Origin of the sequence: Streptomyces sp. NBC_01717, assembly GCF_036248255.1 — a bacterium.
Lineage (GTDB): Bacteria > Actinomycetota > Actinomycetes > Streptomycetales > Streptomycetaceae > Streptomyces.
This window is the reverse complement of record NZ_CP109178.1, coordinates 1,020,911-1,037,674: the sequence shown is the minus strand read 5'-3', so window position 1 is coordinate 1,037,674 and position 16,764 is coordinate 1,020,911. Positions and strand designations below refer to the sequence as shown.

The 16,764-nt window shown below is 70.9% G+C and carries 12 protein-coding genes and 1 pseudogene; 8 read left to right on the top strand and 5 right to left on the bottom strand.

From position 1 onward, the window contains the following. Positions 1–227: 227 nt before the first annotated feature. Entirely contained in the window at positions 228–908 is a 681-nt protein-coding gene (locus tag OHB49_RS04945) for an FxLYD domain-containing protein (protein WP_329158235.1), read from the top strand. A 103-nt stretch (positions 909–1,011) separates the two neighbouring features. Here the strand turns inward: OHB49_RS04945 and OHB49_RS04940 are convergent, their stop codons facing one another. From OHB49_RS04940 to OHB49_RS04925, 4 genes and pseudogenes are all read right to left on the bottom strand, one after another. Next, a complete protein-coding gene (locus tag OHB49_RS04940; RefSeq protein WP_329158233.1) occupies positions 1,012–1,824 on the bottom strand; it encodes an inositol monophosphatase family protein in 813 nt (270 codons plus the stop codon). A 161-nt stretch (positions 1,825–1,985) separates the two neighbouring features. Beyond that, the gene (locus tag OHB49_RS04935) at positions 1,986–5,819 is read right to left on the bottom strand and encodes a S8 family peptidase (RefSeq protein WP_329158231.1); all 3,834 of its coding nucleotides are present in this window, start codon (positions 5,817–5,819) and stop codon (positions 1,986–1,988) included. 194 nt (positions 5,820–6,013) lie between these two features. Then, positions 6,014–6,246 (bottom strand): annotated as a pseudogene (locus OHB49_RS04930) (flavodoxin family protein); the annotation flags it as partial. Between the two features lie 510 nt (positions 6,247–6,756). Next, entirely contained in the window at positions 6,757–7,212 is a 456-nt protein-coding gene (locus tag OHB49_RS04925; protein WP_329158229.1) for an SRPBCC family protein, read from the bottom strand. Between the two features lie 314 nt (positions 7,213–7,526). On the opposite strand from OHB49_RS04925, the gene OHB49_RS04920 reads away from it, so the two are divergent. The 3 genes from OHB49_RS04920 to OHB49_RS04910 are packed head-to-tail and all read left to right on the top strand — an operon-like array spanning position 7,527 to position 9,828. Then, the gene (locus OHB49_RS04920) at positions 7,527–8,204 is read left to right on the top strand and encodes an ABC transporter permease (RefSeq protein ID WP_329158227.1); all 678 of its coding nucleotides are present in this window, start codon (positions 7,527–7,529) and stop codon (positions 8,202–8,204) included. Continuing rightward, positions 8,201–8,878, top strand: a complete 678-nt coding sequence (locus OHB49_RS04915) for an ABC transporter permease (protein ID WP_329158224.1) — start codon at positions 8,201–8,203, stop codon at positions 8,876–8,878. The genes OHB49_RS04920 and OHB49_RS04915 overlap by 4 nt, the downstream gene beginning before the upstream one ends. Then, a complete protein-coding gene (locus tag OHB49_RS04910) occupies positions 8,875–9,828 on the top strand; it encodes an ABC transporter substrate-binding protein (protein WP_329158223.1) in 954 nt (317 codons plus the stop codon). The genes OHB49_RS04915 and OHB49_RS04910 overlap by 4 nt, the downstream gene beginning before the upstream one ends. Positions 9,829–10,007: 179 nt before the next feature. On the opposite strand, the gene OHB49_RS04905 is transcribed toward OHB49_RS04910, so the two are convergent. Then, positions 10,008–10,982, bottom strand: coding sequence for an acetylxylan esterase (locus tag OHB49_RS04905; RefSeq protein ID WP_329158221.1), 975 nt, complete (start codon positions 10,980–10,982; stop codon positions 10,008–10,010). A gap of 196 nt (positions 10,983–11,178) precedes the next feature. Between OHB49_RS04905 and OHB49_RS04900 the strand changes: the two genes are divergently transcribed. The 4 genes from OHB49_RS04900 to OHB49_RS04885 all read left to right on the top strand — a co-directional run bounded on the left by OHB49_RS04900 (position 11,179) and on the right by OHB49_RS04885 (position 16,760). Further along, positions 11,179–12,330, top strand: a complete 1,152-nt coding sequence (locus OHB49_RS04900) for a LacI family DNA-binding transcriptional regulator (protein ID WP_443079491.1) — start codon at positions 11,179–11,181, stop codon at positions 12,328–12,330. Then, positions 12,327–13,937: an FAD-dependent oxidoreductase gene (locus OHB49_RS04895; protein WP_329158217.1), complete on the top strand. Its 1,611-nt coding sequence runs from the start codon at positions 12,327–12,329 to the stop codon at positions 13,935–13,937. Before OHB49_RS04900 ends, OHB49_RS04895 begins: the two co-directional genes overlap by 4 nt. A gap of 109 nt (positions 13,938–14,046) precedes the next feature. Next, positions 14,047–16,176, top strand: coding sequence for a hydantoinase/oxoprolinase family protein (locus OHB49_RS04890; protein ID WP_329158215.1), 2,130 nt, complete (start codon positions 14,047–14,049; stop codon positions 16,174–16,176). Next, positions 16,173–16,760 carry a hypothetical protein gene (locus tag OHB49_RS04885; protein WP_329158213.1) on the top strand — a complete coding sequence of 196 codons (588 nt, stop codon included), beginning with the start codon at positions 16,173–16,175 and terminating at the stop codon, positions 16,758–16,760. The genes OHB49_RS04890 and OHB49_RS04885 overlap by 4 nt, the downstream gene beginning before the upstream one ends. Positions 16,761–16,764: the final 4 nt, after the last annotated feature.

Genomic DNA, 16,764 nt, shown 5'->3' with positions numbered 1-16,764 from the left:
GCCACCTGCCCGACGAGCAGGGGCGCCGCATCGGCGTCCAGCCGATCTCGCCCTGGTGGCCGCTACGAGGGAGCGCTCGCGCGAGCCAGGCATCCTTCACCCCCACGGCCGCGTCCAGGGCGCGGCCGAGCAGGCCTGTCACAAATCCGACACGAGCGGGCCAGAACATTCCGGACAGGCATAGCGTGAGCGGGCTCAGGACCACGCGCATCCCATGGGGGGATCACATGTCGTACGGCTACCCGCCTCAGCAACCCGGCCAGGAGCCTGGCCAGCAACCCGGCCAGGAGCCTGGCCAGCAACCCGGCCAGGAGCCTGGCCAGCAGCCGGGCCAGGAGTCCCAGCAGCCGCCTCAGTGGCAGCAGCAGCCTCCTCCGCCGCCGTATCAGCAGTGGCCCCAGCAGGGCCCGGGGTGGGGCGCGCCGCCGCCCAGGAAGTCGAATACCGGGCTGATCGTGACGCTGTCGGTGCTCGGTGGGCTGGTGCTGCTCGGCGGCTGTGGTGCGGTGGTGGCGGTCACGGTGAGCCATGCACCGAAGCCGCGGACGCTGCCGGTGACCGAGGCGCCGCAGGACAAGGCACCTGGGAAGGACGCGCCCTCCGAGGAGCCCGCCGTCGAGGAAGGGAGCCCCGAGGCGGATGTGAAGGTCACCAAGTGCGTGGTGGATTCGCTGACGACGTGGCCGGCCGCTGACGTGGAGATCGTGAACCACGGCGACTCGAAGGCGACCTACGTCGTCAACGTGGAGTTCTTGGACGGTTCGGGTACACGTCTCGGCCAGGGCTTGGCCGCAACCGACAGCCTGGCCGTGGGGCAGAAGGCCAAGGAGCAGGCGCAGGGCCTCGTGAAGGTGCCGGGCAAGGTGACGTGCAAGGTGTCGAAGGTGACGCGTTACCCGACGAACTGACGGCATGACGATGCCCTGTCACCCGTAGTGGTGGCGGGGCATTCGTTTGTTCGGTGGTGGCCGCTCCGGCTCCGCTGCGACGCCGGCCGCACCTGTGACGAAGTCAGGTGCGGTTCCGGCTTTCGCTGCGGATCATCGACATCAGCAGCCCGTGGGTGTCGGCGTCGGCGGCCACGACGAGCCCGCGGCCTCCTGCCTGCCCGATCGGGGCGCCGTCGATCCCGGTGACGACGCAGCCGGCGGCCTGGCACACAGCGATGCCCGCGGCGAAATGTACGCTCCCGGAAAGGTCGCCGCCATCGGTGACATACGCGGCGCGCGTGCCGGCGGCGACCCAGGCCAACGCGAGCGTGGTGGACACGACCCGCGGCCGGAACCGCTCGACGAACTCAGGATGGGCCAGCAGGTCCACGGCCCGGAACCCCGGCGCACTCGGGAACGGCGGATCCAGGTTGACGTCCACCAGTTGGCTGGCGGGCGTGGGCGTCAGCCGCGCATCTGCCCCGTCCCGCCGCACCTGGGCGGTCTCACCGTCGGTGAAGAAGACCTCGCCGCTGAACGGGTCGGCCACCGCCGCCGCGCCGTCGCGCAGCGCCACGTTGACGGCCACCAGCATGTTGCCGACGGCGTAGTTCAGCGTGCCGCACAAGGGATCCACCAACCACTGGCGCACCGCGTCGGCAGCACCCTGCTGACCGCCCTCCTCGCCGAGCACCGCATCATCGGGCCGGGCGGCACGGATGACGCCGAGAATCGTCTTCTCGGCCTCCACATCGGCGGCGGTGGCGAAGTCCCCGGCGCCCTTGTCGATGCGGGTGAGCCGCCGGCCGTACATGGTGTGCACCACGTCCGCGCCGGCACGCGCCGCAGCTATCGCAACACCTGCATCGTCAAGGCCCGCATATGAGTTGATCACGTGCTGCAGAATATCGGCGCGAAGCCCGTCCCCACCGGTCGGACCGGCAACGTCGCGAAGTATGGCCGCACATGGACATGGCACGGCGGGTGCCAGGGCTCACACCCCCTGGCACCCGCCGCTATTCAGCCGGTCAGGTCCGCGCTACCGTTCCCGGCGTCTCATGCGGTGCCGCGCTGCAGGTACGCGCGGTCCACTGTCTGCCGGACGGTGTTGCCGGCCGTGTCCTTCGCGGTCACGCGCAGCGTCACGTACGCGTCGCCGTGCATCCGGGCCGGCCGCTCCACAACAGCGGTGAAGCCGCTGCCCTTGCGGGCCGTGGTGGCAGTGGTCCAGGTCCGCCCGTCGTCGTAGGACGTCTCGACCTTCAGTGTGACGCCGCGCGGTGCCGCCACGCCGTCCTGCATCCGGACGTCCAGGCCGAGGGTGTGCCTGCGCTGCGGGCCCACCGCGTTCCGGACGTCGACCGGCACGGTGTAGTCGACCTGGAGCATCGGCAACAGGGCCGTGTCGGCTGCGGTGTCGGAGCGGAACGTCCACGACGTTCGCGTGCCGGTGCCGAAGCGCCAGTCGTCCGAGGTACGGGCGGTCGTCAGGTCCATCCGGTATTCGGCGTCGCCCGCGGGCACCTCGAAGTTGCCCCACGCGCCCTGGTCGGACTCGGCGATCCGCTTTCCGTTCCGGTACAGCGCCGCCGTGGCCGTGTCGCTCACCGCGGCCGCCGCGACGCCGGTGCCGACGCCGCCACCGAAGCTGTCGGCCTCCGCGAACGACCAGTGGCCGGCGCCGGAGTCGTTGAACTCCGGCACGTACACCGACAGGGTGTCGCCGTTGCGCACCGACGGCAGGTGCCCACCACGCGGGATCGACGGGCGGACCACCGCTCCGAACCAGCGCTCCGTGGCGCGCTGGCCCGGCCGGTAGGTGCGCGTGTCGTCGTGCATGCCGGCCGCCAGCGGGAAGTCGGGCACGTCGATGACGTTGTGGTGCACGACGTGCTTCCACAGCGTGTCACCGCCGGTCACGTACTCGACGCGTTCCTGTCCTGCCGGAACGTAGCGCGTGTACTGGTTCCACGCGGTGTCCTGGTAGGGCCGCCATCCGAAACGCTGCTCGCTCGCCCAGGACGAGGCACCGGTGCGGGTGTACGTGCTGCGGACCACCGCGCTCTCGCGCTCGGAGACGGTGTACACCAGCCGCTTGGGGACGGAGCCCTTGGACACCTGCATCACGTCGTACAGGTACGGGCTGCGGACCGTGCCGGAGAACTCCACCGTCGTGGTCCGCTGCGTGGCGCGCTTGAGCAGCGCGGTGCCTTCCGCCGTGCCGGCGCGCATGGTGGGCACGGCCATCCGGTCACCGATCGGGCTCCACCGCGTCCAGGGGTAGAAGCCGTCCTCGACGACCAGCATCAGTGCCTTGGCCCCGGCGTCCGCCGCGGCCTGCGCGAGCGCCCGGTCGTCGGAGAAGTCCCAGCGGACGACGGCCAGTTTGCCGCGTACGTGTGCGGCGCGAAGATCGGCGCTCGTGCCCTTGCCGGCGTCCACGGCGGTCAGCCGTGCTCCCTTGTCGCTGAAGGCCGGCGAGGTGTTCACGTAATACGGGGTGAAGCCCAGCGACGTGCCGGACACCTTCGCCCGCAGCTGGGGGGCCACCATCTGCCAGCGCGAGGAGAACTCGAAGTCGCCGTCGGTGACCTTGGCGGTGGGACTGACGTAGATGCGCTTGGCGATGTCGAAGAACATCACGCCCTGGATCAGGCCGTTGCCGTCGATCTTCCGGTACGTCTGGTAGCTGAGCACACCGCGCTGCTCGGCGGGGCGGGGCGTGCGGATCTGCACCGGGGTGGTGTCGGCGGCGTTGAGCGTCACCGACATGTCCTTGGTGACCTTCACCTCCGGGTTGACCACCTCGCGCAGCTCCTGGCCGTCGGCCGCCGTGTCCAGCGTGCCGAAGCTGAGCTGGTAGGTGCCTTCCTCCACTTCGGCGACGGCCGGCTCCATGCTCGTGTAGTTCACGAAGCCGTCGGCGCCCCAGATCACCGGAGCGGCGCCCGCGATGACCTTGCCGTCGCGGTCGCGGGCGACCACGGTGAGCTTGTGTACCGGGGCATGCACGTTCAGGGCCACAGTGGTGTGGGTGAGCACGGTGCCGTCGGCAGACGTGGCGGTGACGTAGCCGTAGTACTTGCCGCGGACGGCGTTCGCCGCGTCGGTGCGCAGCGGTACTTCGGCCGTGGCGCCGGGGGCCAGCCGCACCGTGTCGGACTCGAGGGTGACCACGCCGCCGGCGAGGGTGCGCCCGGTGTTGGTGGCCAGGGTGGCAGCCAGGGAGAGCGTCACCGGCTTGTCGCCGGTGTTGGTGTAGCGGACGGTGGCCCCCTGCTGCTTCCCGCTGCCGCCGATGTGGAGCGGGGCGAGGGTGACGCTGCCGGTGGCCGTGACAGGGCCCATGGCCGTGGCCAGGTCGATGCGACCGCCGCCCTGCTCGGTCACCTTGGTGCCGGGCACCGTGTGCGAGGTGCTGATCAGGGCGTCCTTGAGCTGCTGGGCGCCCCAGTCGGGGTGCTGCTGGGCCAGCAGCGCGGCGGCGCCGGCGACATGCGGGGTCGCCATCGAAGTGCCTGACGCGGAGGTGTAGTTGGCATCGACCGGGTCGCCCATGGTGGTGCCGGACGCGCGGGCGGCGACGATGCCGACGCCGGGGGCGGTCACGTCGGGCTTTACCGCCGCGTCGCCCAGGCGTGGGCCGCGGCTGGAGAACGAGGCGAGGGAGTCGTCACGGTCGACGGCTCCGACGGTCAGCGCGGCGTCGGCCGCACCCGGCGATCCGACCGTGGACGGCCCCGGGCCCGCGTTGCCCGCCGCCACGACGAAGAGGGTGTCGGTGGACGCGGTCAGGGTGTTGACGGCCTGGCTCATCGGGTCGGTGCCATCGGTCTCGGTGTCCGAACCGAGGCTCATGTTGACGACCTTGGCGTGCTGGGAGGCAGCCCATTCCATGCCGTCGATGACGGACGACTCCGAGCCGAAGCCGTCGTCACCCAGTACCTTGCCGATCAGCAGGTCGGCGCGGGGCGCGACACCGCGCCGGGTGCCCGAGGACGCGGCGCCCGTGCCGCCGACGGTCGCGGCGACGTGCGTGCCGTGGCCGAAGTGGTCGTCCGTGCTCGGGCTGCCGGAGAAGTCCTTCGCCTCCGCGACGCGGCCGGCCAGGTCGGGGTGGTTCGCGTCGACGCCGGTGTCCAGCACGGCCACCTTCACGCCCTGGCCCTCGTAACCGGCCTTCCAGGCGGCGGGCGCGTTGATCTGCGCGGTGCTGCGGTCCAGCACGGCCTTCACCTTGCCGTCCAGCGAGACCCGTGGAGCGACCGACGCACGAGCGGCGTCCGACTTTCCGCCGGGGTTCAGCGTCTTCCAGAAGCGTCCCAGGTCGTCGTCGGCGACCCGCAGCGACCGTGCGTCGAGGCTCTCCAGCCTACGGGCAGGCGTCGCGGCCGCCTTGAACGCCACCAGCCGGTCAGCGGTCGCCGCGGCGGCCTTCGCCGCCTGTGAACTGACCCTGGCCCCGACCTGTGACGGCTCCGAGGAGACGATCAGCGGAAGCGCGGAGGTGTGGGCCTCGTCGTAGCCATCGGCGATCAGGGCCGTCACATCGAAGAGGCGGCGGTCCAGGGTGCCGGCGGACACCAACGGCTCGGCGTCGAACGGCAGCACGGTCAGTGCCTTGTCGTCCCCCTCCAGCGTCCGGAAGGGGACACGCTCGCGCCCGGGTCCGGGCTGCACCGACGCGGTGTGCCGTCCGCCGGGCAACGACGTCACGGTCACCCGGTCACCGGTCACCAGTCGCACGGTCGCGGAGCGAGCCCCCGGCACGGCGGCGGGACGAGTGGAGGTCCCGGTGGCTGCCTTCCCCGTGGTGGCGGCGGCAGGCACGCCTCCGGCAACCAGCAACAGCCCTGCCGATATCGCCCCCGTCAGGCGTATCCATGTCATCAGCGAAAACCCTTTCGTACAGCTGGGGGTCACAACCTGTCCGAAAGAATCCACTGATGAAGCTGACGTGTCGCCGGCCTCACGTGTCACAACTGCGACATGTCCCAACGGCGACACGCGCCTCCTGCGCGCCTGACCCACGTGGGAACCCGGGTTCGGGTCCGGGCCGCGGCTATACGCAGACGCTGGAGCCCGAAGCGGCAGCCGGCGGCCCACTCCGAGCGCTGGTTCCCGTGCGCCGGAATGCCACCCGCGTCCTTGAGCAACCGCGCCAGGTGCAGCAGGTTCCACGTCATGAACGTGGTGTTGCGGTTGGTGAAGTCGTTCTGCGGGCAGCCCGAGCCCTGGTCCGGGTACGGCTGTCCCGGACCTGCTTTCCCCACTCAGCCGGCGCGGCCTGCGACGGCACCGTGTACCCCAGGTGTTGCGGTCTTCCTTCGCCCACGGGCGTCCCCGGCCATAGGCGCGCGGTTGCCCCTCGTACGCAGCAGGCGCACAACCGCTCTGCGGATGGTGGCACATGAGTGCGCGCACTCACCGCGTGCATTACGGCGATGCGTCCCCGTGCCCACTCCTCGCATTCCGCTTCGACGGTCACGGGCAACGAGGACGGTGCGAAGCACTGCGCGATGTACGTGCTCTACAGCCTGCAAGTCGTACCCATGCCCAACGACGAACTGCGGGCCGGTTCAACGCCGGTTCCGAAACCGCGTGGACCGTGCTCGTCCGCGGACTGCTGCTCTCGTCGGCGCCGGCGGTGGTGAGTCGGTTCCTCCCGTGGAGACAGCGCCGGGCCGCCCGTCGTCCGGTCCTGGCCGTCCTCGCCCCGGTCATGGTGATCTGCACTCATACGTTGCTCGTGGGGCTCGTCGACCGGCCCGTGGAGGCGATACGCCGCAGGAGGTGAACGAGCCCGACGGGGCGGGGCACCGCTTGCTCAGCGGGCGATCGCAGCCTCGGCCGCCGCCTTGATCCGCTGCCCGAACGCGGGGGCGTCCTTGCGCGCGGCACCGGCGGCGAAGCCCATCAGGAGCTTGCCGATGCCGTGGCCCTCCAGGACATTGAAGATCCGCACCTTGGTCGTTCCGTCGGCTGTGGCCTCGAGGTCGTAGCCGCCTTCAGCGGCGGTGACCAGGTTCTTCGAGAGCTCCTCCCAGCGGATGCGGGTGGGCGTCGCCAGCTCCTTGATCCGGAACTCCCGCCGGGTCTTCATGCCGGCGTCCTTGACCGTGCTCCGGAACACCGTTCCCACCGCCGTCGGCCCGGCCGGTGACTTCTCGATCCTCATCACACGTGGACTGAACTCCGGGTCGTGCTCGCCATCGGCGAGATAGGCGAAGACTTCGGCGATGGGCCGGTCGATCTCGACCGTAGCCTCGAACTGAGTGGTCATGACTTCTCCTCGTCACCCTGATCAGGTGCGCTCGGGCTGCGGGGGCGGTATGCGAAGGCGGGCCCGCGAAGGCGCGGGACGGCGATCATAAGTCCGCCGGGGGCGGACGGCAGGGCGAACGACATGCGGCGGCGCCGCCTGTCACCCCGGGCAGACGGTGGCGGCTCCGTCGCCCTGGCGGCACCGGAGCAGCCCGCAGGGCAGCCCGGTCCGATGGCATGCGATCGCCGCGGGTTCCACTCCGGCCGGCCGCGCCGCCCCCGAACAGTCGATCAAGGCGCGCGGCTCCCGCCTCGCCGCGTTCCAATGAACACGTGACCGCGCCACCCGACGACTGCCTCGCGCGCAACGACTGGCTCTGCGGGGCCTATTTAACGAGCCGTCGCGAGATCCTCCAGGACGCCGTCATCCAGCATCTCCAGCTGACCGCGGTCTCCGTGTTCGTCGGACTGCTCGTCGCCGTCCCGCTCGCTCTCGCCGCCCGGCGCTGGCGCTGGGCGGCCGGACCCGTGCTCGGCGTGACGACCATCCTCTACACCGTGCCGTCGCTCGCCATGTTCTCGCTGCTGCTCCCGGTCTACGGACTCTCCGCCTCGCTCGTCGTCGCGGGGCTCGTCCTCTACTCGCTCACCCTGCTGGTTCGGAACATCCTCGCCGGACTGCGTGCCGTGCCCGAGGAGACCCGGCTGGCCGCCCGCGGAATGGGTTACGGGCCCATCCGTCTGCTGGTCGCCGTGGAGCTGCCACTCGCTTTCCCCGCCGCCATGGCCGGGCTCCGGATCGCCACCGTCTCCGCGGTCTCGCTGGTCACCGTCGGCGCGATCGTCGGCTACGGCGGGCTGGGCAATCTCATCTACTCCGGGATGAACACCTCCTTCAAGGCCCAGGTGCTCACCGCATCCGTCCTCTGCGTCGTCATCGCCGTCTGCGCCGACCTGCTGTTGCTCGGCGTCCAGCGGCTGCTGACCCCGTGGACCCGGAGGCAGTCGTGAAGACCCTCTCCGACACCTGGTCCTGGCTCACCAGCGCCACCCACTGGTCCGGCGACAACGGCATCTGGCACCGCCTCGAACAGCATCTGCTCCTCACCGTCGTCTGCCTGCTGATCAGCTGTCTCATCGCACTGCCGGTGGCTGTGGTCCTCGGTCATCTCGGCAAGGGTGGCGCGCTCGCCGTCAACATCTCCAACGTCGGCCGGGCCGTTCCCACCTTCGCCGTCCTCGTTCTGCTGCTGCTCACCCCGATCGGCAGGTACGGCGAGGGGCCGACCGTCGTCGCCCTGGTGCTCTTCGCGGTCCCTCCGCTGCTCACCAACGCGTACGTGGGGATGCGGGAGGTCGACCGGGATGTCGTACGGGCCGCCCGCGGCATGGGGATGACGGGTCGGCAGCTGCTGGTGCGCGTCGAGGTGCCGCTCGCTCTGCCGCTCATCCTGACCGGCGTACGGATCGCCGCCGTCCAGCTCGTCGCCACCGCCGCCCTTGCCGCGCTGGCGGGCGGCGGGGGACTCGGCCGGATCATCACCGCGGGCTTCAACCTCGCCTCCACGCCGCAGGTGGTCGCAGGAGCGATCCTCGTCGCCGTCTTCGCTCTGATCGTCGAAGGGGCCTTCGAGATCGGGCAGCGTTTCGCCCCCGCCTGGGTGCGCGGTGAGGACACCGGATGAGGGCCTGCCGGACCGTATCCGTGCTCCTGACGCTGCTGCTGACGGGGACCGCGTGCGCCGGCGGGCCCGCCCTGGAGAACCAGGGAGACATCACCGCCCCGCCTGGCGACAGCAGACACTTCACCGTCGGCTCCGCGGGCTTCACCGAGAGCGATCTGCTCGCCCAGATGTACGCACTGCTGCTCGACAGGGCCGGCTATTCCACGAAGATCATCTCTGTCACCGACCGGGAGATCTACGAACCGGCGCTGGAGAGCGGCCAGATCGACGTCGTACCGGAGTACGCCGCCACCTTCGCCGACTGGCTGAACGCCAAGAAGAACGGCGCCGACGCCATCCCCGTCGGCTCGCCCGACCTCGACACCACCATGAAGGCCCTGCGGGCCCTGGTCGCCCCCCGCCGCCTCACCGTCCTGGACCCAGGACACGCCGTCAACCAGAACGCGTTCGCCGTCGCCGCCCCGTACGCGGCGAGGCACCGGCTGAAGACGCTCAGCGACCTCGGCAGGTCCGGGCTGCCGGTGCGGCTCGCCGCGGGCGACGAATGCGTACAACGGCCTTACTGCGCACCCGGGCTGAAGAAGACGTACGGCATCGACATCACCGCCGTCGACCCCAAGGGCGCCGGCACCACCCAGGCCAAACAGGCCGTGCAGAGCGGTCGGGACCAGATGGTTCTGACCACCACCACCGACGCCACCCTCGACGACTTCGGGCTCGTGCTGCTCGCCGACGACAAACACCTTCAGAACGCCGACCATCTCGTCCCCGTCGTCAGCCGGTCGCAGGCCGGCAGCGCCGGGGTACGCGACGCACTGGGCGGGCTCAACACTGTGCTGACGACTTCCGACCTGGCCCGCATGAACGAACTGGTGGACAGCTGGCGACGGCTGCCCGAGGACGTCGCCCGGAACTACCTGGAGTCCAAAACGCTCCTTATCGGTGGCTAAGGGCTGTCCCGTAATCCCTGGTGGATCCGCGCGCGGCGTCAGATGCGGTGCATCGCAAGGCGGAGGGGCGTCCTCATACTGGGCGTATTCGGGCGTTCCGACAACGCGGCGAGGTGCCGTAGCTGTCGTCGCGCGCCCGCCGGGGGTTACGGGACAGCCCTTTGGGCCTTTCTTCGGGATCAGGCCGTCAGCTTCCCGGGCAGCCAGCCCAGCTGCGCGGCCTCCTGGAACGGTCCACCGCCCTCGTGATCATTGAAGTCGTACACCTCGATGGCCTTGTCCTGGTGGGCGTACGCGTTGAAGGCGGCGAAGACGGTCGAGGGCGGGCAGGTCATGTCCTCCAGAGCCGTCGAGAACAGCGCCGGTGCGCGCCCGCGTGCGGCGAAGTGCACCCCGTCGAAGTAGGACAGAGTGGCCCTCGCCCGTTCGGCCCGGCCCCGGTGCGTCTTGAGGTAGCTGCCCACCTCGCGGTACGGGTTGCGGTCGGTGACGGTGAGCGCGCGGGGGAAGTCGCACAGGAACGGGACGTCCGGCGCGATCGCCGTGAGGTCGGGTATCAGCCCGCCGACGGCGAGCGTGATGCCGCCGCCCTGACTCACACCGACGGCCGCGGTGTGCGCCGCATCGCTCAGCGGATGCGAGCGCGCAGCCTCCACCGCACGTACCGCGTCGGTGAACACGCGCCGGTAATAGAACGCGTGCGGGTCCTCGATGCCACGGGTCATGAAACCGGGGTACGAGGGCGGGCTGCCCACCGGGTCGGGGGTGTCGCCGACGAGCCAGCCGCTGCCCTGGCCCCGGGTGTCCATCACGAAGTGGGCGAAACCGGCCGACGCCCAGAGCAGATGGGTGTGGGCCAGGCCCCGCCCGCCGCCGTAGCCGATGAACTCCACGACCACTGGCAGTGGTTCGGTAGTGCCCGCCGGGACGACGAACCAGCCCTTGACCGGGTGACCGCCGAAGCCCGCGAACGTCACGTCGTACACGTCGACGGTCGCCAGCCCTGTGCCGGTACGCAGCTCGAACCGGGCGTCGAGGTCGTGGGACCTTGCCTCGTCGAGGGTCTTCGACCAGAACGCGTCGAAGTCCTCCGGCTCCACCGAACGGCTGCGATAGTCGCGCAGTTCGTCGAGGGGTAGATCGAACAGCGACATGCGGAACCGCCTTCTTCGCAGGGGTGAGTGATCACCGTGGGGATGGTTGATCGCACCGTACGGGTTGGCGGCGCGCGGGCGAGGGTGCCCTTGCGCCGGGGAGAAGTTGTGTCCGAACCCTTGACGGGCACCGGACCGACCCTCACAGTACTCGTTAATGCGCATTACTAATACGCATTACCTGATCTGAGGAGCCATGGTGGAGGAACCCAGGAAGCGGGCCAGGCCCGGCCGTTCACCCGCACCGGCAGGCCGCACGGCCCGCCCGCGTCAGGCCGAGGTCGCACGGCTCGCCGGGGTCTCACAGGCCACGGTCTCGCTTGTGCTCGCGGACAAGAAGCAGGGCGCCACGATCTCGGAGGAGACCCGGCAGAAGGTTCTGGAGGCGGCACGCAGCCTCGGTTACGTCCCCGACCCGGCTGCCCGCAGACTGGCGGCGGCGCGCAACAACCTGCTGGGCGTCTTCAGCTTCACCGCGACGTTCCCGACCGATGTGCAGCACTCGTACTACCCGTTCCTGGTTGGCGTGGAGCGCGAGGCCGCGGAACGCGGTTACGACCTGGTGCTGTTCACCGGTTCGAGCACCGGCGGCGCGGGGGCCGCCGGGCCCGACGCGCTGAGCCGGGTCCGCCTCGCCGACGGCTGTCTGTTCCTGGGTCGGCACGCGCCGGCCCAGGAGCTGCAGCGGCTGGTCGCCGACGGCTTCCCGGTGGTGCATCTCGGCCGCCGGGACGAACTGGAGGGCCTGGCCTGGGTCGGTGCCGATTACGTGAGCGCCAGCCGCGAGGTCGTCGCCCGCCTTGCCGCACTGGGGCACCGGCGGATACTGCTGATCCGCGAGGACGACGAGGCACCCGCCTCCACCGACCGTGAACACGGCTTCCTCAAGGGGCTGGAGGCGGCCGGGCTTCCCGGCGGCCCCGAGACAGTCTTCCGTTCCGCGGACCCGGAACGAGACCTCACCCCCGAACGGCTGCGGGACTGGCTCGCCGACGGCGTCACGGCGCTTGTCGCCGAGGAGACCGACACCGGAGCTGCCTGGCGCGCCCTGCGCCGTGCCGTCACCGAAACCGGGATCGACTGCCCGCGCGACGCCTCGCTGGCGCTCCTCGGCAGCCCGCCCGCCGACCTCGCGGACGGCCCCGAACCCACCGGCTTCGACATCCCCCGCACCCAACTCGGCGCGGCGGCTGTACGGATGCTCGCCGCGCTGGTCGCGGGGGAGGAGGCCACCGAACCCCTGGTGGCCTGCGCGTTCCGACCCGGCGCTACGGCCGGACCACCGCCCCCGGCCCACCAGAGCCGACCGACCGCACCACCTGCACGTACAGCACAAGGAGACCTGTGATACCCGAACCGGACATCCTCATCGTGGGCGCCGGACTCGGCGGCGTCGCCGCCGCACTCGCCGCCTGCCGCGCCGGACGCACCGTCGTCCTCACCGAGGAGACCGACTGGATCGGCGGCCAGCTCACCTCCCAGGCCGTCCCACCGGACGAGCACCCATGGGTGGAGCAGTTCGGCACCACCGCCTCGTACCGCCGACTGCGCGAAGGGATCCGGGCGTACTACCGTCAGTGGTACCCGATGCGCTCCGAAGCCCTCGCCCTCACCGACCTCAACCCGGGCGCCGGGCGGGTCAGCAAGCTCTGCCATGAACCACGCATCGCGCTCACCGTGCTGGAGGCGATGCTCGCCCCGCACCGGGCGGCGGGCCGGCTCACGTTGCTCACCGAACACCGGGCCGTGACGGCGGAGTCGGAAAACGATGTCATCCGGGCGGTGACCCTGGAGAGTCTCCGGACCGGCGACCGCACCACCGTCACCGCCCGCTACGTCATCGATGCCACCGAGACCGGCGAACTCCTCGAACTCGGCGGCGTCGAGCACGCCATCGGCGCCGAGGCGCAGAGCGAGTTCGACGAACCGCACGCCCCCGAACAGGCCCAGCCGCTCAACCAGCAGGGCATCACCGTCTGCTTCGCGCTCTCCCACCACGAGGGCGAGAAGCACACCATCGACCGCCCCGCCGACTACGGGTTCTGGCGCTCCTACCGCCCCGACTTCTGGCCCGGCCCGCTCCTCGGCTTCCAGGCGCCCGACCCCCGCTCCCTGGAATCGGTACCGCGTACCTTCGTCCCCAACCCGGACATCGACCCGCTCGCCGTCAGCGCCGATCAGAGCGCGGACGCGGGCGACAAGGAACTGTGGGGCTTCCGCCGCATCCTCGCCCGCGGGATGCACCGCCCCGGCGCCTTCGACTCCGACATCACGCTCGTCAACTGGCCTCTGAACGACTACTGGCTCAAGCCCCTCGTCGGCGCCGGTGAAGAGGTGTCGGCCCAAGCCGTCGCCGAGGCACGGCAGTTGTCGCTCTCGCTCCTGTACTGGCTGCAGACCGAGGCTCCGCGTCAGGACGGTGGCACCGGCTTCCCCGGACTGCGGATCCGCCCCGACATCACCGGTACCGACGACGGCCTCGCCAAGGCCCCGTACGTACGCGAGTCCCGCCGGATCAAGGCCGTCACCACCGTCACCGAGCACGACGTGGCGATCGATCTCGTCGGTCCGCACGGCGGGACACACCACCGGGACGCGGTCGGTGTCGGCAGCTACCGCATCGATCTGCACCCCTCCACCGGAGGCGACAACTACATCGACATCGGCTCGGTGCCGTTCGAGATCCCGCTCGGCGCCCTCGTGCCGCGCCGCGTCCGCAATCTGCTGCCGGCCGGCAAGAACATCGGCACCACCCACATCACGAACGGCTGCTACCGGCTCCACCCGGTGGAGTGGAACCTCGGCGAGGTCGCCGGTGCCCTGGCCGCCCACTGTCTCGCCGAAGGCGTCGAACCGCACCAGGTCCAGGCCGAGGACAAGCGGTACGAGGCGTTCGCGCGGCTGCTCGACCGCCACGGGGTTCAGCGCCACTGGCCCGACGTACGCGGTTACTGACCGCCGGCCTCGCCGGACCCGAACCAGTGAAACGCCGGGTGGGACAGCTCCACCTGTCCCACCCGGCCCGCCCGCGCATCAACCCACCCGCACAAGGAGGTGCCCAGCCATGACCACCCACCGCATCCGCGTCGGTATCGACGTGGGCGGAACCTTCACCGACGCCGTGGCCGTCGACGCCACGACCCTCGACCTGCTGGGGCAGGTGAAGGTACCCACCAGCCACCACCACGAGGACGGGGTCGCCCACGGCATCGTCCAAGCGCTCGACCGGCTGCTGGAGCAGACCGGCCGTGCCGCCGAGGACGTAGCCTTCCTGGCACACGGCACGACACAGGCTACCAACGCCCTGCTGGAGGGCGATGTCGCCACCGTCGGACTGATCGGCATCGGAGCGGGGCCGGGCGGTGCGCTCACCCGCCGACTCGCCTCGCTCGGCAGGCTCGAACTCACCCCGGGCAAACGGCTACCGCTCTCCTACGCACATGTGGCCGACCCCGACGATCCGGACGAGGTGCGGCGGGCCGTCGACGCGGTCACCCGTGACGGCGCCCAAGTCCTTGTCGCCAGCGAGCCGTTCAGCGTCGACCGCCCGGAGGGGGAGCAGGCGGTCCTCGACACGGCCCGCCCGCACGGCCTCCCGATGACGGCCGCGCACGAGATCACGTCTCTGTACGGACTCGCCAAACGGACCCGTACCGCCGTGGTCAATGCCGCCATCCTGCCCCGCATGCTCGCCACCGCCGACCTCGTCGACGCGTCCATCACCAAGGCCGGGGTGAGCGCACCTCTGATGGTGATGCGCTGCGACGGCGGTGTGATGTCGCTCGACGAGATGCGCAGGCGCCCCCTGCTGACCGTACTCTCCGGGCCTGCCGCGGGGGTGGCGGGTGCGCTGATGCAGGAACGGATCAGCGAGGGCCTGTTCCTGGAGACCGGGGGCACCTCCACCGACATCAGTGTCGTCCGCCGTGGCAAGGTCGCCGTCCGGCACGCCACCATCCTCGGGAAGGCGTCGTACCTCTCCGCACTCGATGTGCGGACCGTGGGCGTCGGCGGCGGCTCCATGGTCCGGATCGGCGGCGGCAAGGTGATCGGTGCCGGGCCGCGCAGCGCGCACATCGCCGGACTGCCGTACGCCTGCTTCGCCACCCTCGACGAACTGCGCGACGCGCGCATCACCACCGTCCGGCCGATGGAGGGCGACCCCGACGACTACGCCGTCATCGACGCGGCCGGCGGCAGGTACGCGATCACGATGACCTGTGCGGCCAACGCGCTGGGCCGGGTACCCGAGGGCGACTTCGCCCGCTGCGACCAGGACGTCGCCCGTGCCGCCCTGGCCCCGCTGGCCGCCGCACTCTCCACCGATGTCGCGACGGCAGCCGCCCAGCTCCTCGACAAGGGTGCCGAACAGGTCAGGGCCGTGACCGACGCGATGATCCGCGACTACCGGCTCGACAAGGACACCACGGTACTGGTCGGAGGAGGCGGAGGTGCCGCATCCGTCACCCCCCATCTCGCCTCGGTCACCGGCCAGGAGGGCCGGATCGCCCAGCACAGCGAGGTCATCAGTCCCATCGGGGTCGCCCTCGCCCTGGTCCGTGAGCAGATCGAGCGGATCATCCCGGGCGCCGGCCAGGAACAGATCCTCGCCGTCCGCGCCGAGGCCGAGGCAGCCGTCGTTGCACAGGGCGCCGCGGCGGACGGGGTGGAGGTCGAGGTGACCGTGGACCCGCAGACCAGCACCGTACGGGCGGTGGCCACCGGCGCCACCGAACTGCGCACCCAGGACCGCGCACACCGCGCCGACGAGAACGAACGGCTGCACGCCGCGGCGGCAAGCCTGAAAGCCGACCCGTCGGCCGTGAGCGTCCTGGCCAGGACCCCCGCCCACACGGTCTACAGCACCGAGATCCGCCGCCGGTTCCGCACCGTCCGGCACCCGGTGCGGGTCGTCGACGCCGACGGCGTCGTCAGGCTGCACGCCCCCGACGCCCTGGTGGAGACCACCACCGTGGGAAGCGCCCCCGAGACCCTGGCCCGGCTCGTCGCCGACGCCACCTCGTACGGCGACGGCGGTGTCCGCGCCCCCGCCCTGCGGCTGCTGCTCGGTTCCCGCATCGCCGACCTCTCCGGCGTCCTGGACCCGCAGCCGCTGCTCGCCCTGGCCCGCAGCGAACTCGGTACCCGTTCGGCGGACGAGTCCGTGGTCGCGGTCGTGGAGGTACGTACATGAGCGCGCTCATCGATCTCTCCGCCACGGACGACATCGAGTTCGGCGTACAACTTCTGGCGGGAACCCCCACGCACGAAGGCCGCGACCGCGACCTGCTGCGCCACTGGGCCACCGTGGCAACGGAGTTCGGCGCCCGGCTCACCCCTGTTCCGTCCCGCGCCCGCATCGTCGAACGCGACGGCGGACTGGAGCACGGCCTCCTCGCCCGCTACACCTCACGCCCCGCGACCGTGGAGCTGTACACCGACACGCTCGCCCGTGCCGAAGCCCTGATCGACGAGCGCGGCTGGCGCCATTGGTACCCGGCGGGCTCGGTGCGCGCCGCAGCCCTCGCGCACGAGGCCGTCCATGAACAGCTCCATCACGGCCCGGCGAAGGCGGCGTTGAAACGCGCGCTCGGCCATGTCCTGCTGAGCGCCGGACGCAGGCGTCTGTACGGCCATGTCGCCGGGGCAGAGGAGATCGCCGCTCACGCCTACGCCCGTACCGCCTGTGGACTGGGCCGCAGCCCGCTGCTGCTGACCGCCGCGCTCGCCGAAGCCGGCGACCGCACCACCCTTGCCCCGCACGGAAGAGAGAAGTAACGCC